Raw genomic sequence first — 430 nt, forward strand, 5'->3', positions numbered from 1 at the left:
TGATCTATACGCATTAAAACTAAGGCTCCGTTTGCAGCACATGTTCCTAAATAACCAAGTATTTTTCCCCCTGCTTCAACGCTGGAGCCTTGTGTTAATTCATGCTGGCTTTTTACGATTAAAACACGGCGACGTGCCGTGCGACGGTGATGCATTCTTGAAACAACTTCTTGCCCGATATAGCAACCTTTATTAAATGCTAGCCCACTGATTTGATCGTAATTAATATCATGGGGAAAGACTTTACCTATTTCGTAATCTTGACCGCTTTCTGCGATTGCATAACGAATACGCAATCGATCCCAATTATCATTATATTCTGGAGCAAAAAAAGGTATTTTTCCATAGGATCGTATTATTTTTTCTTTTTGTGGAAATCGCTTATCAATAAAACTTGAATCAAAATTTAAAGTATTTGATTCATTATTCC

The 430-nt window shown here is 36.7% G+C and carries 1 protein-coding gene; it reads right to left on the reverse strand.

All coding sequences use genetic code 11. From position 1 onward, the window contains the following. Positions 1-430 (reverse strand): CAF17-like 4Fe-4S cluster assembly/insertion protein YgfZ (ygfZ, locus tag J7R10_RS08885; protein ID WP_484792993.1); only part of this gene is annotated, 430 nt, incomplete at both ends.

It is taken from the genome of Bartonella vinsonii subsp. berkhoffii ATCC 51672, assembly GCF_902825225.1.
In the GTDB taxonomy this organism is placed as follows: Bacteria; Pseudomonadota; Alphaproteobacteria; order Rhizobiales; family Rhizobiaceae; genus Bartonella; species Bartonella berkhoffii.